Origin of the sequence: Mycobacterium attenuatum, from assembly GCF_900566085.1 — a bacterium.
In the GTDB taxonomy this organism is placed as follows: Bacteria; Actinomycetota; Actinomycetes; order Mycobacteriales; family Mycobacteriaceae; genus Mycobacterium; species Mycobacterium attenuatum.
Window position 1 is genome coordinate 1 of sequence record NZ_UPHT01000074.1, and the last position, 3,093, is coordinate 3,093.

A 3,093-nucleotide genomic window follows, 5' to 3' on the forward strand; every position below is an offset into this window, starting at 1 on the left:
GTAATGCCATGGGTCTTATCGGCGCCGGCGGCAACGGCGGCAATTCCGGCAATTCCCCCCTTAACCTGATTACGCCGGCCAGCGGCGGCAACGGCGGCAACGCCACGACCACGGTGATCGGCAACGGCGGCAATGGTGGCAGCGGCGTCAACGGCGGTACGAATGGCACCGGCGGCGTGGCCGGGCAGCTGGGTAGTCCCGGCCTACCCGGGGGGCCCACCCCTCCACCGAGCACAACCAACCCGTACGAAGCCCTTCTGGCGAATACGGCCGTGAACCTGGCCAGCACCAGCGCCGCCTCGGCCGGCAGCCCCGCGCCTTTCCTGAGCCAGATCGCCAATAACCTCGACGGCTACATCCATCTGACCAGCCAATCGTTCAACGCCGCGGTCATCGACTTCACGGGCAATCTGTATAACTTGCCCCAACACCTAGCAGCCGCGTTCCAAGACCTTCTGGCGGGCAATGTCAGCGGCGCGGTGCAGCAGGTGGCGACCGGCGTGTTCGGTCTGTTCGTCGATACCTCCAGCCTCTTCAGCGTGACCGGCAATTTCCCGCAGCTCACCGCCGTCGTCAACGGCGCCCTGGGAGACCTGCTGCCGATCCTGAACATCCCTGGAGAGTCCGCGCAGAACTTCGCCAACGTCGTCAAACTGCTCACCGACCCGACCATTTCGGTCGATGTCACGAATTTCCTGGCTCCCACCCAAACCCTCGGATTCCCGGTGGCATTGGGCCTTGAGCTGGTCGGACCGGCGTTCTCTACAGCCGCCGCGGCAGGAAAGAGCGTCACGGCAATTTCCCAAGCCGTGCAGGCCGGGAACATATCGCTGGCGTTGACGGAGTTGGTCGATGCACCAGCCGTCATAGCGGACGGCTTCCTGAATGGTCAATACGTGTTGCCCACGCCGCTAACGTTGACGGTTCCCTTTGTGGTCCCGCTGGTCGGCGTCGTGCCGGAAACGATTACGCTGCAGAACAACGTCCCCTTCAACGGGATTTTGCACCCCCTCGAGCGCATCACGGCTATTGCGCCCAACCCACTCACTGGGGGCATGCTCAACGTCACGACCAACGGCACCGAGATCGGCGGCATCGTTCCCGCTCTGCTGAACTACTGGCCGCAACAGCTCGCGAACGCAATCGGGGCGTAGTTGCTGAGCCGAGCGCCGCGACTGGCAGGCCGGATCCTGCGGCGCCGGCAATCCGGCGGCGCGTTGATCCTGAGTGGGCGAGTCCGCGAGGCAGCCGCCCGGCATGGATCGACGCGGCGTGAACTCGAGGGCTGCACAACAGCGTGCGGGTCGATCCGTGGGATCGTGTTTGGAGGCGGGCTGTCGTTGTGCGGATTCGTGCGGTGGCGCCGCTCGGGCGGCGACCCCGAGCCATTCCGGCTGCCGCAATATTGGGAAGCGTCGATGGGGGCGCCCGGTCACCAAATATGAATTCATGTCTTGACGTGCCGGCGGCGACATATGTCGGCTCCAGGAGTCTTACGCGCTTGTCAGCCCCCGGCCTCGTATCTCGGTGAACGCGACTTGCCCTGGCCAATTCTTAGCTGCTGAGGGCAGATTCGGCAAACCCTGTCACGGCTTGGTATGGCTTGGGGACCTGTCGGGTGTAGGGCCAAGCGCCGTTGTCGCTCTCAGCCGTCGGGATGCGCTCACTGCAGCTAAGGAGACGTCATCACCACCGCCTCGGTCGTCAATTGGCCGGAGGCGGTCCCGCCGAACGCCCTTCGGCGGTGAAATCGCACCGATGCTGGTCGCATGGACAACAACCGGATTTGAATGCATAGAAGACGTTGTCATGATGCTCAAAAGCGTTGTTGTACAACAGGACAATGGTGAGATCAGGGTTTGGATCGGGCGTTGTCAGTGGTCGTGAATCGAGGCCACGGCGGCCGCAAGGTTGGCGACTGCTGTCTTCGCGGAGGCGGCAAGTCCGCTAACGAGCAGATCGGAATTTGTTATCCCGCAACATGTTAACTATTCGAAATGCTCGCATATGAGCGGTTCTGCGCCGGACCGGCGAGCCGGTGCTGCACACCGAGTTGAACTTCACGATAGCGAAATGCATACGTTGCGATCATTTTTGTGGGTTCGACGCCAATCAAGTGAAACCATAGTTTTCCGTTGTCGCTGTGCCCCGAGGGATTACGTTTCTTTTCGCCGATGAGGTCGGGACTCATCGGGTCAAACCGGTCATGGTGTGGCGGCGATGAACATGTCATTTGTTAGCGCGGTGCCCGAGGCTGTCCAAGCAGCAGCCCAGGATCTGGCAGGTATTCGCGTGACGCTGGAAGAAGCCACCGCAGCAGTGGCAGCTTCCACCACCACTACGTTAGCGGGGGCCGGCCAATACGAGGTATCAGCTGCAATCGCAGCACTATTCGGCACCTTCGGTCAGGAGTACCAAGCCGTCAGCGCCCAAGCGTCGGCTTTCCATGCTGACTTCGTTAAGCTATTGAGCGGCGCCGCGTCCTCATACGTCGAAGCCGAAGATAGCCAATGCTGCTTCCATCCTCAGTGGCCAGAATGCCGCTGCCGCAATGGGCGGTGGGCTCAGTGGTGGTCTGACGGCCGGCTTCAATGGAGAACTGGCTCTTCAGGTCGTCAACTCGCTGGCGACGGCATTTGGTGCCGCAGCGTCCGGTCTCGCGTTGCAAACCGGAGGTGCCATCGTGTCCGGCGTCGGGACGGGTTTGGTTCAGACGGGCGAAATCATTGTGGCGGCCGGTCGATCCTTGCAGAATCTCGGTGTCCTGATGTCGGGCATTGGTGCTGGGTTGAGTGCCCGGGCCGGTCCGGCCCTGACACAGGCATTGGCGGTGGGCGGTTCGCTGAGCGCCTAAGCCTCGATCCACGGATGGACGTTGTGGCGTGAATTGTTGATTTTTGATCTTGATTTGTGGCGTGGTAGGGATGCGACGACCGCTGGTCTGCCCAGCTTTTCCTGTTGGCTTCTGTCGCTTGCCAGGGTGATGGGACCACCTGATTGCCAGGGGGATGGGACCACCGTGGCGCGTTATTGAGGATGGTCGTTGGGATGGTCGGGGTCAAGTTGGCCGGGTCGGGTGCGTTGGCGGTAGGA

The 3,093-nt window shown here is 61.9% G+C and carries 1 protein-coding gene and 2 pseudogenes; all 3 read left to right on the forward strand.

Annotated elements, in window-relative coordinates; translation table 11 throughout:
- Window positions 1-1,154 (forward strand): annotated as a pseudogene (locus tag EET13_RS30350) (PE family protein); the annotation flags it as partial.
- Window positions 1,155-2,226: 1,072 nt separating this feature from the next.
- Window positions 2,227-2,502: pseudogene (locus tag EET13_RS31440) on the forward strand (PE family protein); the annotation flags it as partial.
- Between the two features lie 49 nt (window positions 2,503-2,551).
- A complete protein-coding gene (locus tag EET13_RS32780) occupies window positions 2,552-2,854 on the forward strand; it encodes a hypothetical protein (RefSeq protein ID WP_280177874.1) in 303 nt (100 codons plus the stop codon).
- Window positions 2,855-3,093: the final 239 nt, after the last annotated feature.